Source organism: Acinetobacter sp. BD54 (assembly GCF_044778325.1).
Lineage (GTDB): Bacteria > Pseudomonadota > Gammaproteobacteria > Pseudomonadales > Moraxellaceae > Acinetobacter > Acinetobacter baumannii.
In genome coordinates this window covers 415,410-436,568 of sequence record NZ_JANJEP010000004.1, presented here as the reverse complement: position 1 = coordinate 436,568, position 21,159 = coordinate 415,410, and the positions used below count along the sequence as shown (strand labels likewise).

Sequence of the window (21,159 nt, the reverse complement as noted above, 5' to 3'; positions counted from 1 at the left end):
AGGTGACAACGTTGAAATGTCAGTAGAATTAATCCACCCAATCGCAATGGACCCAGGTCTACGTTTTGCGATCCGTGAAGGTGGTCGTACTGTAGGTGCTGGTGTTGTTGCTAAAGTAACTGCATAAGCATAATATAGTGACGAATTACGTCTCAAGTTGAGAGCTTTGGCTCTCAACTTGCTTTATAGGTCAGTAGTTCAATTGGTAGAGCGTCGGTCTCCAAAACCGAATGTTGGGGGTTCGAGTCCCTCCTGACCTGCCATATTTTGAAATAAAAAGCTTGATGCTGGCTTAGTTGTTCATATAATAAGTCGCGAGTTCTACGACGAGTACAAAAATGTCGAATGATAAATCGCGTGACGCATTGAGCGACGCGCCAATTCCTCAAAGAAATAATTCTGCTGAAGTTGTTCGTTCTGGTTCGCCTTTAGATATCGTTCTATGGGTGATAGCAATTGCATTATTGCTCTCGGCTACCATGGTGAATCAGCATTTACCAGCGTATTGGGCCCCTGCAAATGATGTTTGGGTGCGCGTTGGGGTAATTTTTGCTTGTATCGTTGTGGCTTTAGGTTTATTATACGCCACCCATCAAGGTAAAGGCTTCGTTCGTTTGCTGAAAGATGCACGAGTCGAATTGCGTCGAGTAACTTGGCCAACAAAACAAGAAACAGTCACAACATCGTGGCAGGTTCTATTGGTTGTAGTTGTTGCATCATTAGTTTTATGGTGTTTTGACTATGGTTTGGGTTGGTTAATTAAGTTGATTATCGGGTAAAAGAGCTATGAAACGTTGGTACATTATTCATGCCTATTCTGGTTATGAAAAACAAGTGATGCGTTCACTTAAAGAACGAATCCAGCGTAGCGCTGTTGCCGATAGCTTTGGTGATGTCCTTGTTCCTACCGAAGAAGTGGTAGAAATGAAGGATGGTAAGAAGCGTAAATCTGAGCGTAAATTCTTTCCTGGCTATGTGTTAGTTGAAATGGAAATGAATGACGATACTTGGCACATTGTTAAAGAGTGTCCAAAAGTATTAGGTTTTATTGGTGGTACACCTGAAAAACCTGCGCCAATCACTCAACGTGAAGCAGATGCGATTCTTGCGCGTGTACGTAATACTGGTGAAGCCCCACGTCCTAAGACGATGTTTGAGCCAGGTGAAGAATTACTTGTTATTGACGGTCCATTCACAGACTTTAAAGGTGTGGTGGAAGAGGTTCAATACGATAAGTCACGTTTAACGTTGACAATTAACGTGTTTAATCGACCAACTCAGGTTGAACTCGAATTTCGCCAAGTCGAAAAAACGATTTAATCTTAATTGGTTGAAAAGCGCCCGATTTTATCGGGCATTGTTGTTGTAACAGTATTGTTACGTAGAAATTGGGGAGCCTAACGGCGTTTGTACCCAGAGGTATTTAAAATGGCTAAGAAGATTGACGGCTATATCAAGCTGCAAGTTCCAGCTGGTAAAGCAAATCCATCTCCACCGATTGGTCCTGCACTAGGTCAACGTGGTGTAAACATCATGGCATTCTGTAAAGAATTCAATGCTGCTACACAAAAAGTTGAACCAGGTCTTCCAATCCCTGTAGTGATTACTGTGTACAACGACAAGTCGTTCACATTCATCATGAAAACTCCTCCAGCTTCTATTCTTCTTAAGAAAGCTGCTGGTATCCAAAAGGGTTCATCTGTACCTAACAAAACTAAAGTTGGTAAGTTGACTCGTGCTCAATTAGAAGAAATCGCGACTACTAAAGAACCAGACTTAACTGGTGCTGACTTAGACGCGCGTGTTCGTACCATCGCTGGTTCTGCACGTTCTATGGGCTTGGAAGTGGAGCTATAAGACATGGCAAAGTTAACTAAACGTCAAAAAGCCATTGCTGCTGCTGTTGAAGCGAACAAAGTTTACACTTTGGAAGAAGCAGTACAGGTTCTTAACAGCTTGCCTGCTGCAAAGTTCAAAGAATCTTTAGACATCTCTGTAAACCTTGGCGTAGATCCACGTAAATCTGATCAGGTTGTTCGTGGTGCGACTACATTACCTGCAGGTACTGGTAAAACTGTACGTGTAGCTGTATTTGCTCAAGGCGCGCAAGCAGAAGCTGCGAAAGAAGCTGGTGCTGATGTTGTAGGTTTTGATGACCTTGCTGAAAGCATCCAAGGTGGAAACCTTGACTTTGATGTTGTAATCGCTGCTCCTGACGCTATGCGTGTTGTTGGTAAGCTCGGTACAATTCTTGGTCCACGTGGTTTAATGCCAAACCCTAAAGTTGGTACTGTAACTCCTGACGTTGCTGGCGCTGTTAAAAACGCTAAATCTGGTCAGGCACGTTACCGTGTAGACAAAGCGGGTATTATTCACGCTGCGATTGGTCAAGTTGGCTTTGATGCTGCTGCAATCCGTCAAAACGTTGAAACTTTAGTTGCTGACTTGAAAAAGTTAAAACCTGCAACTTCTAAAGGTGTATACATCAAGAAGATCACTTTGAGCTCAACTATGGGTCCTGGTCTTACTGTTGATGTAAACAACGTTTCAAACTAAGTTTTAACTTGGTTAAGTAAAGAATTTTAAAGTCCTGATGAGGATTAAGCATAAAACAGAAAAGTTATTTCTGCTTTTGCTTCGGTAGAGTAAAGCTTTATCTATTACTTATCAGGCGGACTTTGAATTGATAAATGAGAATTTATCAGCGTCAAAGACCTCAGGCGAAAAGACGTTATTTTCGAATAGCGATTTTCTTAATAAACCAGCCTGCGTAGACGCGGTGGTGTGATTTGTTCCTCCTCCGCGTGTAAGTCGAAAGACTTACGAACTGGGAGTGTGCCCATTGGGTACATAAATCACCTTAGGAGGTTTTACAATGGCTCTTCTTATTGAAGACAAAAAACAGATCGTTGCAGAAGTAAGTGAAGTTGCTTCTAAAGCGTTTGCAGCCGTTGTTGCTGACTATCAAGGTTTAAGCGTAGAGCAATTAACAACACTTCGTGTTGAAGCTCGTAAGCTAGGTGTAACTACACGTATTGTACGTAACACTTTGGCTAAACGCGCATTTCAAGGTACTCAGTTTGATATCTTGAACGACAACCTTGTTGGTCCAACAATTCTAGGTTTTTCAACTTCTGAAGATGACATGGGTGCAGCTGCACGCTTGTTCGAAGAATTTGCTAAAACTAACAAAGCATTTGAATTAAAAGCTGCTGCATTTGACGGCAAAGTTTATCAAGGTGCTGATGTTAGCGTTATTGCTAATCTTCCGAACCAAGAGAAAGCGCTTACTATGCTTGCCTCTGTCCTTCAAGCTCCTATTTCGAAATTGGGTCGCCTCATTACAGCACTCAAAGAGAAAAACGAGTCAGAAGCTGCTTAATCAATTTTACACACCATTCAATATCCATTTGGAGTTATTCTCATGGCTTTAACTAACGAAGAAATCTTAAATGCAGTTGCTGAAAAAACTGTTCTTGAACTTGTTGAATTAATTTCTGCTTTCGAAGAGAAATTCAACGTATCTGCAGCTGCTGTAGCTGTTGCTGCTCCAGCTGGTGGCGCTGCTGCTGCTGCTGAAGAACAATCTGAATTCAACGTTGAGTTGACTTCTTTCGGTGCTAACAAAGTAGCTGTAATTAAAGCTGTTCGTGAAGCAACTGGTCTTGGTCTTAAAGAAGCTAAAGACTTAGTTGAAGGCGCTCCTCAAGTTCTTAAAGAAGGCGTTTCTAAAGAAGAAGGCGAAGAACTTAAGAAGAAACTTGAAGAAGCTGGTGCTACAGTTACACTTAAGTAATTGTAAAAGGAGTCGGTTTTTAAATCGGCTCCATAAAATGGCTGATGGCTCTTGGGTCATCAGCCTTTTTGCGTTACAATAATCGGCTCGATTTTTGTTAGTTTTGTTTGGTTTTTAGAGAAAGCCTAAATAAAATAAATAAATTCAAATGCTTACCAATATTTTTCATTTTTAAAAATATTGTTAAGCGTTTTTATACCACTAAAAATTGCAGCATTTGTAAACAGTGGTGGCCATATCGGCCTGCGTAATTCCTTCTGAGCCCGTTCTGCAGGCGGGCTTGGTTTACTTTCCGAGGACTCCAGATGGCATACTCATATACCGAAAAGAAACGGATCCGTAAGAATTTTGGTAAATTGCCCCAAGTAATGGATGCACCGTACTTATTATCGATTCAGGTCGATTCGTACAGAACATTCTTGCAAGATGGCAAATCACCAAAAAACCGCGAAGATATCGGTCTCCAAGCCGCATTTCGTTCAGTTTTTCCTATCGAAAGTTATTCTGGCAATGCTGCTTTAGAATTTGTTGAGTATAGCCTTGGTAAACCTGAGTTCGATGTACGCGAATGTATTCTTCGTGGCTCGACTTATGCGGCACCAATGCGCGTTAAAATTCGTTTGATTATTAAAGATCGCGAAACTAAATCAATTAAAGACGTACGCGAACAAGAAGTCTATATGGGTGAAATTCCACTCATGACTGAAAATGGTACCTTTGTTATCAACGGTACTGAGCGTGTAATCGTATCTCAATTACACCGTTCGCCAGGCGTATTCTTTGACCATGATAAAGGTAAGACCCACTCAAGTGGTAAAGTGTTGTATTCAGCACGTATCATTCCTTACCGTGGTTCATGGTTAGACTTCGAATTTGATGCAAAAGACTTAGTTTACGTACGTATCGACCGTCGTCGTAAATTACTTGCTACAGTTGTGTTACGTGCACTAGGTTATAACAATGAACAGATCTTGAATTTGTTCTATGAAAAAGTACCTGTGTATCTTGACATGGGTAGCTATCAAATTGACCTCGTACCTGAGCGTTTACGTGGTGAAATGGCTCAATTTGATATTACTGACAATGAAGGTAAAGTCATTGTTGAGCAAGGTAAACGTATTAATGCTCGTCATGTACGTCAAATGGAAGCTGCAGGTTTAACTAAGCTTTCTGTTCCTGATGAATACTTATATGAGCGTATCACTGCTGAAGATATTACTTTACGTGATGGTGAAGTAATTGCTGCAAATACTCTGTTAAGCCATGAAGTAATGGTGAAGTTGGCAGAAGGCGGTGTTAAGCAATTTAATATCTTGTTCACTAACGATATTGACCGTGGTTCGTTCGTAGCTGATACATTACGTGCTGACTTGACGCGTGATCGTGAAGAAGCATTAGTAGAAATCTACAAAGTAATGCGTCCAGGCGAGCCACCAACAAAAGAAGCTGCTGAAAACTTATTCAATAACTTGTTCTTCTCTTCTGAACGCTATGACTTATCTCCAGTAGGTCGTATGAAGTTCAACCGTCGTTTAGGTCGTCCTTACGAAGTTGGTACTGATCAGAAGTCACGCGAAGTTGAAGGTATTTTATCGCACGAAGATATTATCGATGTATTACGTACATTGGTTGAAATCCGTAACGGTAAAGGTGAAGTCGACGATATCGACCACTTAGGTAACCGTCGTGTACGTTCTGTTGGTGAAATGACAGAGAACCAATTCCGTGTAGGTTTAGTTCGTGTTGAGCGTGCTGTTAAAGAGCGTTTAAGCCAAGCAGAAACAGATAACTTGTCTCCACAAGATTTGATTAATGCAAAACCAGTTGCTGCTGCAATCAAAGAATTCTTTGGTTCAAGCCAGTTATCTCAGTTTATGGACCAAAACAACCCATTATCTGAGATTACACATAAACGTCGTGTATCTGCGCTTGGTCCTGGTGGTTTAACACGTGAACGTGCAGGCTTCGAAGTACGTGACGTACACCAAACTCACTATGGTCGTGTTTGTCCAATTGAAACTCCTGAAGGTCCAAACATTGGTTTGATCAACTCGCTTTCTGTATACGCAAAAGCGAATGACTTCGGTTTCTTGGAAACTCCATACCGCAAAGTTGTAGATGGTCGTGTAACTGATGATGTTGAATATTTATCTGCAATTGAAGAAGTAGGTACTGTTATTGCACAGGCCGACTCTGCAGTAGATAAAGATGGCAACTTAACAGAAGAATTCGTTTCTGTTCGTCATCAAGGTGAATTCGTACGTATGCCGCCTGAAAAAGTAACGCATATGGACGTTTCTGCACAGCAGGTAGTATCTGTTGCTGCATCACTTATTCCATTCCTTGAACACGATGACGCAAACCGTGCGCTCATGGGTTCAAACATGCAACGTCAGGCAGTTCCTACTTTACGTGCGGATAAACCGCTTGTAGGTACAGGTATGGAAGCGAACGTTGCACGTGACTCTGGTGTGTGTGTAATCGCAAACCGTGGCGGTGTAATTGAATATGTAGATGCTTCTCGTATCGTTATTCGTGTAAACGAAGATGAAATGGTTGCAGGTGAGGCAGGTGTAGATATCTATAACCTCATCAAATATACGCGTTCAAACCAAAATACTTGTATTAACCAAAATGTTATTGTGAACTTGGGCGACAAAGTTGCTCGTGGTGACATCTTGGCAGACGGTCCGTCAACAGACATGGGTGAACTTGCGCTTGGTCAAAACATGCGTGTAGCGTTCATGACATGGAATGGTTACAACTACGAAGACTCGATCTTGTTATCTGAGCGTGTACTTCAAGAAGACCGTTTAACCTCTATTCACATTCAAGAATTGTCATGTGTAGCACGTGATACTAAGTTAGGTGCAGAAGAAATTACTGCCGATATTCCTAACGTAGGTGAAGCTGCGCTTTCTAAACTTGATGAATCAGGTATCGTTTATATCGGTGCTGAAGTTACTGCTGGCGACATCTTAGTTGGTAAAGTAACGCCTAAAGGTGAAACTCAGTTAACTCCTGAAGAAAAACTGCTTCGTGCAATTTTTGGTGAGAAAGCTGCTGACGTTAAAGACTCATCTTTACGTGTTCCATCTGGTACTAAAGGTACAGTTATTGACGTTCAAGTCTTCACTCGTGATGGTTTAGAGAAAGATGACCGTGCTTTAGCAATTGAAAAAGCGCAGCTTGATTCTTATCGTAAAGACTTGAAAGAAGAATACAAGATCTTCGAAGAAGCGGCTCGTGAGCGTGTAATCCGTTTACTTAAAGGCCAAGAGTCTAATGGCGGTGGTTCAACTAAACGTGGTGATAAACTTTCTGAAGATTTATTATCTGGTTTAGAGCTTGTTGACTTACTTGAAATTCAACCAGCAGATGAAGCAATCGCTGAGCGTTTAACTCAAATTCAAGTGTTCTTGAAAGAGAAGAGCGCAGAAATCGATGAGAAATTCGCTGAGAAGAAACGTAAGCTTGCAACAGGTGATGAATTAACAACTGGCGTATTAAAAGTTGTTAAAGTTTACTTAGCTGTTAAACGTCGTATTCAGCCTGGTGATAAGATGGCTGGTCGTCACGGTAACAAGGGTGTTGTATCTAACATCTTACCTGTTGAAGACATGCCACATGATGCTAACGGTGTGCCGGTAGATATCGTATTGAACCCGCTGGGTGTACCATCTCGTATGAACGTGGGTCAGATTCTAGAGACTCACTTGGGTATGGCGGCTAAAGGGCTTGGTGACAAAATCGAAAAAATGTTGAAAGAACAACGTACAGTTTTAGAACTGCGCGAATTCTTAGACAAGATTTATAACAAAGTCGGCGGTGAGCAAGAAGATCTTGATAGCTTGACTGATGAAGAAATTCTAGCGCTTGCAGGTAACTTGCGTGCGGGTGTGCCTTTAGCTACTCCTGTATTTGATGGTGCTGAAGAAAGTCAAATTAAAGACTTACTTGAATTGGCTGACATTTCACGTACTGGTCAAACAGTATTGTTTGACGGACGTACAGGTGAACAGTTTGACCGTCCAGTAACTGTTGGTTACATGTACATGCTTAAATTGAACCACTTGGTTGATGACAAGATGCATGCGCGTTCAACTGGTTCTTACTCACTTGTTACACAACAACCGCTTGGTGGTAAAGCACAATTCGGTGGTCAGCGTTTCGGTGAGATGGAAGTATGGGCACTTGAAGCATACGGTGCAGCATATACACTCCAAGAAATGCTTACAGTGAAGTCGGATGACGTTGAAGGCCGTACTCGCATCTATAAGAACATTGTAGATGGTAACCATTATATGGATCCGGGTATGCCTGAATCGTTCAACGTATTGACCAAAGAGATCCGTTCTTTAGGTATCAACATTGAACTAAAAAATGGTGACTAAGTCGTAAGACTCACGATTTTTTAGGTAAAAACAATATTTGTGACCCAGTCGGGTAAGCGAGGCTTCCCGACACACGGAGAAAAAAATTGAAAGACTTGCTCGATATCATGCGTAAGAAAACGGACTCAGATGGTCATGCGCCAGTTGAGTTCGACCGTATCCGTATTGGTCTTGCGTCACCAGAAATGATTAAGTCATGGTCTCATGGTGAAGTTAAAAAACCTGAGACAATCAACTATCGTACGTTCAAACCAGAACGTGATGGTTTGTTCTGTGCCAAAATCTTTGGTCCAGTAAAAGATTACGAATGCTTGTGTGGTAAATACAAGCGTATGAAATACAAAGGCGTCATTTGTGAAAAATGTGGCGTTGAAGTAACTACAGCAAAAGTTCGTCGTGAACGTATGGGTCACATTGAGCTTGCTTCTCCAGTTGCACATATCTGGTTCTTAAAATCGTTACCATCCCGTATCGGTTTATTACTTGATATGACACTTCGTGATATCGAACGTGTATTGTATTTCGAATCATACGTTGTTACTGATCCTGGTATGACACCATTTGAAAAGTATCAACTTCTTAATGATGAAGAATACTTTACTGCTCTAGAAGAGCACGGCGACGAATTTGTTGCAAAAATGGGTGCAGAAGCAGTTCAAGACTTGTTGAAAGACATCGACCTTGAAGCTGAAATTTCACGTTTACGTGAAGAAATTCCTCAAACAACTTCTGAAACGAAGTTGAAAAAAGCGTCTAAGCGCTTGAAATTGATGGAAGCATTCAAAGACTCAAACAACAAGCCAGAATGGATGGTAATGAACGTACTTCCGGTACTTCCACCAGATTTACGTCCATTAGTTCCACTTGAAGGTGGTCGTTTCGCGACTTCTGACTTGAACGACTTATATCGTCGTGTAATTAACCGTAACAACCGTTTGAAGCGTCTTCTTGACCTTGCAGCGCCGGACATCATCGTACGTAACGAAAAACGTATGTTACAAGAGTCTGTAGATGCGTTGCTTGATAACGGTCGTCGTGGTCGTGCAATTACTGGTTCTAACAAACGCCCATTAAAATCTTTGGCAGACATGATCAAAGGTAAACAAGGTCGTTTCCGTCAGAACTTGTTAGGTAAGCGTGTTGACTACTCTGGTCGTTCGGTAATTACTGTAGGTCCTACTTTACGTCTTCACCAATGTGGTCTTCCGAAGAAAATGGCACTTGAACTATTCAAGCCATTCATTTTCGCGAAATTACAAGCTTCAGGTCAGGCAACAACCATTAAAGCTGCAAAGAAAATGGTTGAGCGTGAGACTCCGGAAGTTTGGGACGTTCTTGCATCTGTAATTCGTCAACATCCAGTAATGTTGAACCGTGCGCCAACACTTCACCGTTTAGGTCTTCAAGCATTTGAACCTATTCTTATTGAAGGTAAGGCAATCCGTCTTCACCCGCTCGTCTGTGCTGCGTTCAACGCCGACTTCGACGGTGACCAAATGGCGGTACACGTTCCATTGACACTTGAAGCACAGTTAGAAGCTCGTGCATTGATGATGTCAACAAACAACATCTTGTCACCAGCAAACGGTGAGCCAATCATCGTTCCTTCTCAGGACGTTGTCTTGGGTCTTTACTACATCACTCGTGATGCAGTAAACGCTAAAGGTGAAGGCATGGTGTTTGCGGATACTCACGAAGTAAACCGTGCACTTGCAACTGGTCAAGTTGCGATCCATGCTCGTGTTAAAGTACGTGTGCATCAAACGGTTATCAATGAAAATGGTGAGCGTGAACAGCAAACTATTATTGTTGATACAACACCAGGTCGTTGCTTACTTTGGGAAGTTGTTCCAGAAGGTTTAAGCTTTGACATGATCAACCTTGAGATGACTAAAAAGAACATCTCTAAGTTAATCAACTCTTGCTACCGTAAACTTGGTTTGAAAGATACAGTTATCTTCGCTGACCAATTAATGTACTTGGGCTTCCGTCAAGCGACTCGTTCAGGTGTATCTGTAGGTATGGAAGACATGTTAATTCCACCTACGAAACACACAATTATTGACAAAGCGGAAACAGAAGTTCGTGAAATCGAACAACAGTTCGAACAAGGTTTCGTAACTGCTGGTGAACGTTATAACAAAGTTGTCGATATTTGGGCGCGTACAAACGACCAAGTTGCTAAAGCAATGATGGATAACTTGTCTTATACACTTGTGAAAAACAAACAAGGTGAAGACGAGAAGCAAAAATCATTCAACAGTATCTATATGATGTCTGACTCTGGTGCCCGTGGTAGTGCGGCTCAGATTCGTCAGCTTGCAGGTATGCGTGGTTTGATGGCAAAACCGGATGGCTCGATTATTGAGACTCCAATTAAAGCGAACTTCCGTGAAGGTTTGACAGTACTCCAGTACTTCATTTCAACACACGGTGCGCGTAAAGGTTTGGCCGATACTGCATTGAAAACTGCGAACTCTGGTTACTTGACTCGTCGTCTTGTAGACGTGGCACAAGACTTAGTAATTACTGAGCCAGATTGTGGTACAAGTGGTGGTCTAGTGATGACTCCATTCATTCAGGGTGGTGATGTCATCGAGCCATTACGTGACCGCGTATTAGGTCGTGTAACTGCTGAAGATGTACGTCGTGCATCTGATGATGAAGTTGTATTACCTCGTGGTACGTTAATTGACGAGAAAATCGCAGCTCAGCTTGAAGAGGCTGGTGTCGATGAAGTTAAAGTACGTTCTGTAATCGCATGTGAATCAACATTCGGTGTATGTGCGAAATGTTATGGTCGTGACCTTGCTCGTGGTCACTTGGTAAACCCAGGTGAGTCAGTAGGTGTAATGGCTGCACAATCAATCGGTGAACCAGGTACACAGTTAACAATGCGTACGTTCCACGTGGGTGGTGCTGCAAGCCGAACTTCTGCTGCAAACAGTGTTCAAGTACGTAACAAAGGTACTGTACGTTTCCATAACGTAAAAACTGTACAACATGCGAAAGGCCACTTGGTTTCAGTTTCACGTTCAGGTGAAATTGGTATTGCCGATGAGTTAGGTCGTGAGCGTGAACGCTACAAACTTCCTTACGGTGCGAGCATCTTGTTGAAAGATGGTGAGCTTGTTGAGGCTGGCGGTATCGTTGCGACATGGGATCCGCATACGCATCCATTGGTAACAGAAGTTGCTGGTAAAGCACGTTTCAGCCAAATTGCTGATGGTGTAACTGCAACATCTAAAACTGATGATGCAACTGGTATGACAACTGTTGAAATCTTGCCTGTAACAGCACGTCCTGCTTCTGGTAAAGATTTACGTCCAGCAATCGTATTAGATACAACTGATGGCGGTGAACAGTTCTACTTCTTACCACAAAACACAATTGTGACTGTTCGCGACGGCGAAACAATTGGTGTGGGTGACGTTATCGGTCGTGTACCACAAGAATCTTCACGTACTCGTGATATTACCGGTGGTCTTCCGCGTGTTGCTGACTTGTTCGAAGCACGTAAGCCGAAAGAACATGCGATCTTGGCAGAAGTGTCTGGTATCGTAAGCTTCGGTAAAGAGACCAAAGGTAAGAACCGTTTAGTGATTACTCCAGATGACGGTTCTGAAATTTACGAAGAGTTGATTCCAAAATGGCGTCAAATCAACGTGTTTGAAGGTGAACATGTGAACCGTGGTGAAACCATTTCTGATGGTCCACAAAATCCACATGACATCTTACGCTTGAAAGGTGAAGTTGCTTTAACTAACTACATCGTGAACGAAGTTCAAGACGTTTACCGTCTCCAAGGTGTAAAAATCAACGATAAGCACATTGAAGTTATCGTACGTCAAATGTTGCGTAAAGTTGATATCATCGATGGTGGTGATACAAGCTTCATCAAAGGTGAACAAGTGGATTACATCCGTGTTGTTCAAGAGAACCAAGCTGTCTTGGCTCAGAACAAGTTCCCTGCGAAGTTTGAACGTCAATTGATGGGTATTACGAAAGCATCGCTTTCTACTGACTCATTCATCTCTGCTGCATCGTTCCAGGAAACAACTCGTGTGTTAACTGAAGCGGCTGTAACAGGTAAAGAAGATGATTTACGTGGCTTGAAAGAAAACGTTGTAGTGGGTCGCTTGATTCCAGCTGGTACTGGTCTTGCATACCACTTAGAGCGTCGTCGTCAAGAAGCGGAAGCAGCAGAACATGCTCTTCACAATGACTTCAGCGAAGTAGACCAAGCATTTAGCCAAGCTTTAAACTCAGAACAATTCTAAGCTTAAACTTGCATTAAAAAGGCGCCTTAGGGCGCCTTTTTTGTGGAAAAAATAAGCCATTTTTACAAAAAGTCTATTAAAGCACTCTTAATTTATTACTTAATGGGGGAAAACCCTCCATGAAAGCATACTATTCTAGGCGCAACTGAGTAGAGGAGTAGCTTTAATGAAAAAAATGATGATGATTGCAGGTGTTGGTTTAATGTCAACTACTCTATTTGTAGGTTGCCAAAATGCTAGCCCAGAAAGCAAACGTATTGGTTCGGCAGCTATCGGTGGCGGTGCAGGTGGTGCCGTAGGTAAACATATAGGCGGTAATATTGGTGCAGGTTTAGGAGCAGCGCTTGGTGCTGGTGTTGCCGCTAATGCTAAAGGCTCTAGCAGTAAAACAGTACGTAATAGTGCGATTGGTGCAGGTGTTGGGGCAATCTTAGGGGGTGCAGTGATTGGTGGTGACGCTGGTGCTGCTGCAGGTGGAGCACTCGGTGGTAGTGCTGGTGCAGCCTATGAAGAGAAAAAAGGTAAGTACTAAAACTACCTCTAACTATATTAAAAAAGAAGCTCTTATTTCATTAAGAGCTTCTTTTTTATCTGTTTTTAAAAGATGAAAATTTAACTCATCACTGTGCATAAATTGGCTTTACAAAATATCTATTAATTACGACAGTGCAATAACACAAACTGATCAAATTCCCCATAAAAGAAGACTATGCTTTGATTAAAGCCCAAAGGAGTGAGTACGGTCATGAATAAAAAAATTGGTTTAATATCTACTGTCATATTATCTACAGTTATGTTCACCGGCTGTCAAAATATGAGTCCGTCTGACCAGCGTATTGGTGCAGCAGCAGCGGGTGGTGCATTGGGTGGTGGTCTTGGTAACCATGTTGGTGGTGGTATCGGTGCAGGCTTAGGTGCTGCGGTAGGTGCAGGTGTGGGTTCTAATACTCAAGGTGGCAGTAAACAAACTACAACCAAGAGTGCGATTGGTGCAGGTATTGGTTCGGTCGTTGGTAAAGCAATCATAGGTGGTGATACAGGTGCTGCAATTGGTGGCGCAATCGGCGGCGGTGCTGGTGCTGCGATTGAAGAAAAGAAATAAAAATAAGTGAAATGAAAAATAAGCGCCTTCAGGCGCTTATTTTATTAGTAGAAGGCTTTGCTTTTTTACGTCGGATATAAAGTGTCTTTTGGACTTCAGCAATTCTCACACCTGATTCATCGAAAATATTTAAATGATATGTTCTAAGAACAGGAGCATAGTTTTCGGCAAGTTCACGAATTTGTTCAATTTCTGCTAAATCAACGCGAATGTCAGCATAAACGGTACTTCGGCCAGGTGATAAAAAATTAATTTCAGCTGCTTTATCCCAAACAATATATTTTGATCCGAGATGATGCATAAGAATCAACATATAAAAGGGGTCAACCATTGAATAAAGGCTTCCGCCAAAGTGAGTGCCTACCAGATTTTGATTTTTCCAAGTAAGTGGCATTTTTACTCGAACATGACAGAGCTCTAAATTCATGACTTCAATATGAATACCAGCTCCACGGTAAGGTGGATAATGGTTAAATAAGAATTTGGAAATTGAAGGAATGTTCTGAAGTTTTTTTAAAATAGCCATAATAGTCAATTTTTTTTATTGCAACACTGGTCATACTAGATAAGTATCATCTTTTTTATATTGATGGCAATGCTTTATCCGATTAACGACATGATCGATTGAAAAACAAAATAGGAAATGATTATGCAGCCAAAGATTTATGCCGTAACGACAAGTGATCGACAAACCCTGTGTGCCAAAGCTTGGGGTGATGAGAAAAATATTCCATTAGTGTTAGTGCATGGTTATCCAGATAATCAGGAAGTATGGGAATCGGTCATTGAGCATTTAATCAATGATTTTTATATTGTGACTTATGATGTCCGTGGAGCAGGCTTATCATCTATTCCTAAACGGATACGGGATTACCGTTTAGAACGTTTATCTTTAGATTTGCAGGAAGTCGTAGATGAGGTAATCCCAAATCGACAGTTCCATATGGCTGCGCATGATTGGGGTTCAATTCAGTCTTGGGAATCTGCAACAGAACCTAAATTTAAAGGCCGTTTACTCTCTTATACAACAATTTCCGGTCCATGTTTGGATCATGCGGCACTTTTCTTAAGAGAGAAGTTCAAAACATCACCTGCACAGATCCTAAAAATACTCACAAAATCATGGTATATCGGAGCATTCCATTTACCGCTAATTGCTCCAACTGTATGGTCGCTGTTTAGTCCAGAGAAGTGGGGTAAGATCTTAAATGACTTAGAGCGAAAAGATAATTTGCCTTTAAATAGTAATATTTCTTCAGATGGGAAATACGGTATTAACTTATATCGTGCGAATTTTATTCCACGTTTAACTGGCCCTCGTCAGCGTTATGCGCAATGTCCAGTTAAAGCAATTATTTTAAAGTACGACACTTTTGTCAGCCCCGAATATATTACAGAAGCGATGCCAAAATGGGTTGAAATCTTCGAATATGTTGAGCTTGAAGCAAATCATTGGGCGATTTTAAGTCAGGCTGAAAAAGTGGCAGCTCATATTCGCCAATTTATTGACTCGCAGAGCTAATAAGTGACTGTTTAATATACAAAACTGGTAATTCGGCGATATTTTCGGCTTCATAGAGGTGAATCTGGTAGAATATCGCCTTTTGTTTTGCTCTGAACTTATTCATGAATGCTGTCGTTATTGCGATTGCAGTGATGTTCTTATTATCACTGGCGCGCGTTTCTGTCGTACTGACTTTAGTGGTTTCTGCCATTGTGGGCGGCCTCGTAGCGGGTTTAAGCCTTTCTCAAACTGTTGAAGCCTTTAACGCTGGTCTTGGTGATGGTGCTGAAGTTGCACTTGCCTATGCAGTGTTAGGGGCATTTGCTCTGGCACTTTCAAAATCTGGATTACCTGATTTACTTGCCCATAAACTGATTGGTTTATTGGGAATGGAAGCGGGGAAAAGCCGAGAAACTAAAGTGAAATATTTACTCTTAGGTATTTTACTGATCGCAGCTATTTTCTCTCAAAACCTTATTCCAGTTCATATTGCATTTATTCCTGTACTTGTACCACCATTATTACGAGTCATGAACCATTTAAAACTAGACCGCCGCGCCGCAGCCTGTGTACTTACGCTAGGCTTAGTTGGGACATATATTTTCTTACCTGTTGGCTTTGGTGCGATTTTCCTTGAACAGATTTTGATGGGAAATATCAACAAGATTGGTGCTGCTTATGGCTTACATGTAGAACGTGGCATGATGCCTATTGGTATGGCAATTCCAGTTTTGGGAATGGTTCTAGGCACCTTGGTTGCGGTATTTATCAGTTACCGTAAGCCACGAATTTATGCTGACCGTTCGATAAGCCCTGTAACTACAATTGATTTAGATAAACCTCTTCGTGCAACTGCACAAGATGAAACAGCAGACTTAAAAGCAGACGCAGAAGAACTTAAACATGAGGCAGAGCAAGGCCCTGTTATTGCTAAAAAAACAATTTTTATGGCTTTACTGGCTATTGGACTCACTTTAGTTGCGCAGCTTTATTCCGGCTCAATGATCTTGGGTGGTTTAGTGGGCTTTGCAGTGCTTTCTACGGCAGGCATTTTTAAATGGCAAGATGCAGATGATGTCTTTGTACAAGGCATGAGAATGATGGCTCTAGTCGGTTTTATTATGATCTCTGCTGCTGGTTTTGCTTCAGTTATGACTCATACCGGAGATATTAACCAGTTGGTTAAAGGTGTGGTAGAAATCATTGGTGATAACCGAGCGCTTGCTGCATTTTTAATGCTTTGTATTGGCCTATTTGTCACGATTGGTATAGGTTCATCTTTCTCAAGTGTTCCTGTATTAGCTGTTATTTATGTACCTTTATGTGTCCAGTTCGGTTTCTCACCATTAGCGACAATTGCGCTTATCGGGACAGCTGCTGCTTTAGGTGATGCTGGATCTCCGGCTTCTGATTCTACCTTAGGACCAACAGCAGGTTTAGGTGTAGATGGGCAACATGACCATATTTGGGATACTGTGATACCAACATTTATTCACTTTAATATTCCGCTATTAATTTTTGGTTGGATTGCAGCCATGGTTTTATAATTTTTATAAAATATTAAATAAAGACCTCCTTAGTTTTTATCTAGAGATAATGATTAAGGAGGTTTTTTTGTGGTATAAACAAAACATGTATTTAGAATAAACTATATTAAAATACTCGGGATTTAAAGTTTATTAAAAAGGTTGGTTATATAAAATAATTCTGATTAATTAGGTTGGAATAAAAAACCAATTAAAATAGTTGGTTGATATATAATTTTATTTAAAACAGCTACTTAAAAATAAATATAAAAATAATTTTATAATGGGTGTTGCATCAATTTAAAATAAATGTTTATTATAAATATAAATAAGGTTGGAGATATTGAAGTGTTCAAAAAAGCATTAGTTATTGCATTAATGGGGGTGTCTTCATTTACTTTTGCTGGTAATTGGCAAGTAAAATTTGGGGGTAGTGTTATTGCTCCATCGGAAGATACAACAACACCTTTAGGTGTAGTAAAGGCGGACCACGAATATGCATTTACTCCATCAGTAGAATACTTTTTTGGTCAATCTCCATTTTCGGCAGAATTATTATTGGCAACACCTATTAATCACGATGTATTGCTCAATGGCGAAAAAAAAGCGCGTATTAAACAATTACCACCAACAATTACAGCAAAATATCATTTTAAAAACTCGACTCGTTTTACACCGTATATTGGTATCGGGGCAACAGCATTTATTCCTTGGGATGAACAAGGTGTTGCTGTAAAAGTTAAAGAAGATTTTGGTATCGCTGGCCAAGTTGGTTTTAATTTCCAACCTGCTGATGCTAAAAATTGGGGAGTATTTGTAGATGTTCGTTATGCAGATATTAGTCCAGAGGTAACAATTGATCCTTCAGTAGCTAATTATAAGTTTGATTTAGATATAAACCCGTTTGTTTACACTTTAGGTTATAGCTATAAATTCTAAGCATAATAATAAATAGAAAGAATATAATAATAAACCTAGATTCAGGCACCTCACATAGCTTTTTATGTGAGGTTTTTTATTTCATGGTTCTCACTAAAAAACGCATAAAATAGACAGTTTTATACATATTTTACCGCTCTTTATTTCTAAACTATTTTTTATACATTTTTAAAGGAATAACATGATGAATAGAAAATTTGCCATGGGGCTAGCACTTTTTAGTGGTTTAGCTTTTACGCATAGTTTGCAAGCTGCTAGTTTCTCTTGCAATGCTGCAAAAACAAAGACTGAACTCAGTATTTGTAAGAACCGATCTTTAAATGATGCCGATGTCAAAATGGCAACGACATATCAAATTGTTTTACATGCACTACCAATGGGTGGACGTGATAATCAAAAAGATACACAGCAGCAATGGCTGAAAAAAAGAAATGCTTGTGCAGCTAATGTGAGTTGTATTTCTAAGGCATATCAGCAAAGACAAAAACAACTAGACACTATTTTACAAGATAGGGTCTTAAGCCATGGACCATTTTAATTAGAGTAAAATTTTTTAATATTCAGGATTGAAAAATTCTAGAAGTACTCCATTCATAAAGCATTCGAGAACAAACAGACTTCAAAATTTAAGGAGTGATTTATGAGTGAACAAGCATCACAAAATTATAGTTTCCAAGCGGAAGTAGCACAGCTTTTACATTTAGTGACGCATTCTCTCTATTCAAACCCTGAAATTTTCTTACGTGAACTTATCTCTAATGCATCAGATGCATGTGATAAATTGCGTTTCGAAGGAATTAATCATCCTGAATATTATGAAAATGACCCTAATTTACATGTACGAATCAGTTTAAATAAAGAAGATAAAACTTTAACGATTTCTGATAACGGTATTGGTTTAAGCCAACAAGAAGCCATTGATAACTTGGGTACCATTGCAAAATCAGGTACTAAAGATTTCATGTCAAAATTGACGGGTGACCAGAAAGCGGATGCTCAGTTAATTGGTCAGTTTGGTGTTGGTTTCTACTCAGGTTTTATTGTTGCCGATAAAATTACGGTTGAATCACGCCGCGCAGGTCTAGATGCTTCTGAAGGGGTGCGTTGGATTAGTGGTGGTACAGGTGAGTTTGAAGTTCAACAAATTGATAAAGCTTCACGCGGTACTGACATCATTCTTCACTTACGTGATGATGCTCTTGATTATTTAGAGTCTTATAAAGTTAAGCAAATCGTTAATAAATATTCTGACCACATTAGCTTGCCAATTGAAATGCAAAAAGAAGTTTGGCAAGAAGAGGAAGCTGCTGAAGGTGAGGAGCCTAAAGGCGGCCAAATGGTCAAAACAGATGAGTGGGAAGCAATTAACTCGGCAAGTGCCCTATGGACACGTAACAAGAGTGAAGTGACTGAAGAGCAATATGTTGAGTTCTATAAAAACTTAACTCACGATTTTGAAGCTCCGCTTGCATGGGCACATAACCGTGTAGAAGGTAGTACGGAATATACCCAGTTACTTTATATTCCAAGTAAAGCACCTCATGACATTTTTACACGTGAAGCAAAAGCAGGAATTAAGCTGTATGTAAAACGCGTATTTATTATGGATGATGCGGACAATCTAATTCCAAACTATTTACGCTTTGTACAAGGTGTAGTGGACAGCGCTGATTTACCGCTTAATGTCAGCCGTGAGTTGTTGCAAGAAAGCCGTGATGTTAAGACAATCCGTGAAGGTAACGCACGCCGTGTACTCACTTTGCTTGATGGCTTAGCTAAATCTGAAGATGAAAAAGACCAAGAAAAATTCAAAACGTTCTACACTGAGTTTGGCTCAGTTCTTAAAGAAGGTTTGGGTGAAGACTTCGGTAACCGCGAACGTATTTTAAAATTATTACGTTATGCAACTTCAACAAATGATGAAGTAACAACTTCTTTTGCGGACTATAAGGCACGCATGAAAGAAGGCCAAAAAGCTATCTATTATGTGACTGCTGAAAGTTTAGCTGCTGCTAAGAACTCTCCACAGTTGGAGTTGTTTAAGAAAAAAGGCATTGAAGTATTATTAATGGCAGAGCGTGTTGACGAGTGGGCAATGAACTTTGTTCACGAGTTTGACGGTACACCATTGAAGAATGTATCTAAAGGTGCAGTTGATTTAGGTGACTTGCAAGATGCTGAAGAGAAAAAGGCACTTGAGCAAGCGGCTGAACAGTTTAAACCTGTTGTTGAGAAATTAAGTGACTCATTGAAGGCTAAAACCAAAGAAGTCCGTGTAACGACTCGTTTGGTAGATTCTCCGGCATGTTTAGTGACTAGTGAAGGCGAGTTGTCTCCTCAACTTATTCGTATGCTCAAACAAGCAGGGCAAGCCGTACCTGAAATCAAGCCAATTTTAGAAATTAACCCTGAGCATCCTTTAGTGAAAAAACTTGAAGGTTCAGAACAATTTGATGATTTGGCGAATGTGATTTTTGATCAGGCGGTGATTGCAGAAGGTGGATTACCGGAAGATCCGGCAGCTTATGTGAAGCGCATTAATAGCTTGTTGCTAAAATAATTTTGTAATAGAAAAAGCCTCTGAATTATCAGGGGCTTTTTTGTGGATAAAGAAAGAGTTATCCACAATTTGATGGTTTTTGTCTAAAAATTAGCTTCTAGATTCATTTGGACACTGAGCTGATGCTTGGGGTCATCATCAAGATGGTTAAAGAAATTAAGATCATTTTGCATAAAAATCCAATCTCTCCATATCGGTCGACGCCATGAAATATAAGGCCCCCAACTATTTAGGCGGATATCGTTATTGGCATATACACCACCGCTATAAATACCGTAAGTCAGACGATTATCTTTTACAAATTCAAATTGTTGGAAAGTCCAATTCCCCCAGTTGTAATCTTCTTTTCCACTCTTATTTACATTAAATGTACTGGAAAATAATGTGTTATCTTGTATTTTCTGAGTTAGGTTCAGCGTCGTTTCAGTGTAATTCCGGCTGGTCGAACCATATCGGAAAATTTGCTCAGTATCTAGACTAATGTTATGTCGTAAATTCCATTTTTTCTTGGCAAGAAATTGTACATAAACATCACTTTCCGAGTTTGAGCCTAGATCAAGATCATTTTCAAACGGCATCCAGGTTGAAATGGTATTCCAACTTGCTGTGAGCGGATTATTTTCTGAAACATGAAGAGTTGAAGCTTTCTTCTTGACCTTGCCAAAGGTTTTATAAGGATGTTTGCGTTGGGCTGCGCGACTCCATAACGTATCATTTCCAAATACAGCCATCAGGTCCTGAATAAGTGCGGTATCTGAACTAAGACTTGGTACTACTTCGCATGGTGAATGTAAAAAAGATACAGACTGACTTTTTGTTTTGAGAGTAACCACAGACGAATACAGGGTTCGCCTTGTAGAGCGTGAGTGTTTCAAAGAAGTAGGAAAAAGCTGTATATGAGGAATTAAAACCAACATACCTAAGCTATAAATGCAAAGTAAGGCAGTAGATCTGTATTCAAATGAAAAAGAAGAGAATTGATTCATTTTTCTGAAGATCAGGAATCAAAAATTAGCTCGTTATTGTAAGAAGAAAAGCTTAAATTTTTATTTAAAAGT

The 21,159-nt window shown here is 40.4% G+C and carries 17 protein-coding genes, 1 tRNA gene and 1 pseudogene; 17 read left to right on the top strand and 2 right to left on the bottom strand.

The annotated features are described in order from the left end of the window. From NQ782_RS09375 to NQ782_RS09320, 12 genes and pseudogenes are all read left to right on the top strand, one after another. A pseudogene (locus tag NQ782_RS09375) lies at positions 1–127 on the top strand (elongation factor Tu); the annotation flags it as partial. A gap of 60 nt (positions 128–187) precedes the next feature. Then, positions 188–263, top strand: a tRNA-Trp gene (locus NQ782_RS09370). A 75-nt stretch (positions 264–338) separates the two neighbouring features. Beyond that, the gene (gene secE, locus NQ782_RS09365; RefSeq protein ID WP_000063880.1) at positions 339–779 is read left to right on the top strand and encodes a preprotein translocase subunit SecE; all 441 of its coding nucleotides are present in this window, start codon (positions 339–341) and stop codon (positions 777–779) included. A 7-nt stretch (positions 780–786) separates the two neighbouring features. After that, positions 787–1,320, top strand: a complete 534-nt coding sequence (gene nusG, locus NQ782_RS09360) for a transcription termination/antitermination protein NusG (RefSeq protein WP_000832994.1) — start codon at positions 787–789, stop codon at positions 1,318–1,320. Positions 1,321–1,428: 108 nt separating this feature from the next. After that, positions 1,429–1,857 (top strand): 50S ribosomal protein L11, encoded by a 429-nt coding sequence (rplK, locus tag NQ782_RS09355; RefSeq protein WP_001074682.1) that lies wholly within the window; start codon positions 1,429–1,431, stop codon positions 1,855–1,857. 3 nt (positions 1,858–1,860) lie between these two features. After that, positions 1,861–2,556, top strand: coding sequence for a 50S ribosomal protein L1 (rplA, locus tag NQ782_RS09350; RefSeq protein ID WP_001096694.1), 696 nt, complete (start codon positions 1,861–1,863; stop codon positions 2,554–2,556). Positions 2,557–2,875: 319 nt separating this feature from the next. Beyond that, positions 2,876–3,382 (top strand): 50S ribosomal protein L10, encoded by a 507-nt coding sequence (rplJ, locus tag NQ782_RS09345; protein ID WP_001196213.1) that lies wholly within the window; start codon positions 2,876–2,878, stop codon positions 3,380–3,382. 42 nt (positions 3,383–3,424) lie between these two features. Beyond that, complete coding sequence (gene rplL, locus NQ782_RS09340) at positions 3,425–3,796, top strand: 50S ribosomal protein L7/L12 (RefSeq protein ID WP_001229360.1); 372 nt, start codon at positions 3,425–3,427, stop codon at positions 3,794–3,796. A gap of 305 nt (positions 3,797–4,101) precedes the next feature. Beyond that, positions 4,102–8,190 carry a DNA-directed RNA polymerase subunit beta gene (gene rpoB / locus NQ782_RS09335; RefSeq protein ID WP_000331899.1) on the top strand — a complete coding sequence of 1,363 codons (4,089 nt, stop codon included), beginning with the start codon at positions 4,102–4,104 and terminating at the stop codon, positions 8,188–8,190. Positions 8,191–8,276: 86 nt separating this feature from the next. Next, a complete protein-coding gene (rpoC, locus tag NQ782_RS09330) occupies positions 8,277–12,470 on the top strand; it encodes a DNA-directed RNA polymerase subunit beta' (protein ID WP_000653927.1) in 4,194 nt (1,397 codons plus the stop codon). A 166-nt stretch (positions 12,471–12,636) separates the two neighbouring features. Then, entirely contained in the window at positions 12,637–13,002 is a 366-nt protein-coding gene (locus NQ782_RS09325) for a hypothetical protein (protein ID WP_000738603.1), read from the top strand. A gap of 213 nt (positions 13,003–13,215) precedes the next feature. After that, positions 13,216–13,572: a YMGG-like glycine zipper-containing protein gene (locus tag NQ782_RS09320; protein WP_001034851.1), complete on the top strand. Its 357-nt coding sequence runs from the start codon at positions 13,216–13,218 to the stop codon at positions 13,570–13,572. Positions 13,573–13,600: 28 nt separating this feature from the next. Here the strand turns inward: NQ782_RS09320 and NQ782_RS09315 are convergent, their stop codons facing one another. Then, positions 13,601–14,098 (bottom strand): DUF4442 domain-containing protein, encoded by a 498-nt coding sequence (locus tag NQ782_RS09315; RefSeq protein WP_000996189.1) that lies wholly within the window; start codon positions 14,096–14,098, stop codon positions 13,601–13,603. A gap of 117 nt (positions 14,099–14,215) precedes the next feature. Between NQ782_RS09315 and NQ782_RS09310 the strand changes: the two genes are divergently transcribed. From NQ782_RS09310 to htpG, 5 genes are all read left to right on the top strand, one after another. After that, positions 14,216–15,094, top strand: a complete 879-nt coding sequence (locus tag NQ782_RS09310) for an alpha/beta fold hydrolase (protein ID WP_171251944.1) — start codon at positions 14,216–14,218, stop codon at positions 15,092–15,094. A gap of 104 nt (positions 15,095–15,198) precedes the next feature. Continuing rightward, on the top strand, positions 15,199–16,623 hold the full coding sequence (locus tag NQ782_RS09305) for a Na+/H+ antiporter family protein (protein ID WP_000994938.1): 1,425 nt from the start codon (positions 15,199–15,201) through the stop codon (positions 16,621–16,623). Between the two features lie 327 nt (positions 16,624–16,950). Beyond that, complete coding sequence (locus NQ782_RS09300) at positions 16,951–17,541, top strand: OmpW family protein (protein WP_023897394.1); 591 nt, start codon at positions 16,951–16,953, stop codon at positions 17,539–17,541. A 184-nt stretch (positions 17,542–17,725) separates the two neighbouring features. Beyond that, positions 17,726–18,079: a lysozyme inhibitor LprI family protein gene (locus tag NQ782_RS09295; protein ID WP_001080202.1), complete on the top strand. Its 354-nt coding sequence runs from the start codon at positions 17,726–17,728 to the stop codon at positions 18,077–18,079. Between the two features lie 102 nt (positions 18,080–18,181). Further along, complete coding sequence (htpG, locus tag NQ782_RS09290; RefSeq protein ID WP_001294937.1) at positions 18,182–20,101, top strand: molecular chaperone HtpG; 1,920 nt, start codon at positions 18,182–18,184, stop codon at positions 20,099–20,101. Between the two features lie 83 nt (positions 20,102–20,184). On the opposite strand, the gene NQ782_RS09285 is transcribed toward htpG, so the two are convergent. After that, entirely contained in the window at positions 20,185–21,087 is a 903-nt protein-coding gene (locus NQ782_RS09285) for a hypothetical protein (RefSeq protein WP_057093763.1), read from the bottom strand. Between the last annotated feature and the right edge of the window lie 72 nt (positions 21,088–21,159).